We start from the raw sequence: 476 nt of genomic DNA, 5'->3' as shown, positions 1-476 counted from the left end.
AGCCAGGTTGATCGCACCGTAAGTGACCAGTGTATCGTTACCGTTACCCAGGTTGATGGTGTCTGTCACTACACGGGCCACTGCTGTTGCTGTGGATTGTGCATTGAGGTTCACACCGTTTTCTGTCACGTTGTAGGTACCGGCAACATAGTTACCCAGCAATACAAAGCGGTCAGCACCAGCACCGGAGCTCACGAAGTTGGCGCCACGGCCCAGTGTCACGTCCAGTGCAGATTGCGCTGTCAGTGCACCAGCATCGATGGACACGCCGACTGTTGCGTTGGCAACGTTGGTGTTGTCGATCGCACGGATGGTCAGACGTTCTACGTGGGTCGTTGTGTTCGCAGCTTGGTAGCTGTCAACCAGGGCATCAACGATGGTGTCATTCAACTGGATCTGGGACACTTGGGTCACTGCTGTGTCGTTGGTCAGTTCGATGTTACCGATGTTTTTGATGCCGTTGAAGTCGCCGATGG

At 54.4% G+C, this 476-nt stretch carries 1 protein-coding gene; it reads right to left on the bottom strand.

Annotated features, from left to right (window positions below):
- Window positions 1-476: hypothetical protein (locus H8L32_RS27280; RefSeq protein ID WP_186951010.1), on the bottom strand; the 476-nt coding region annotated here is incomplete at both ends.

The sequence above is a fragment of the Undibacterium hunanense genome (assembly GCF_014284335.1).
In the GTDB taxonomy this organism is placed as follows: Bacteria; Pseudomonadota; Gammaproteobacteria; order Burkholderiales; family Burkholderiaceae_D; genus Undibacterium; species Undibacterium hunanense.
The sequence above is the reverse complement of the archived record's forward strand: the minus strand, read 5'-3'. Positions and strand labels throughout refer to the sequence as shown.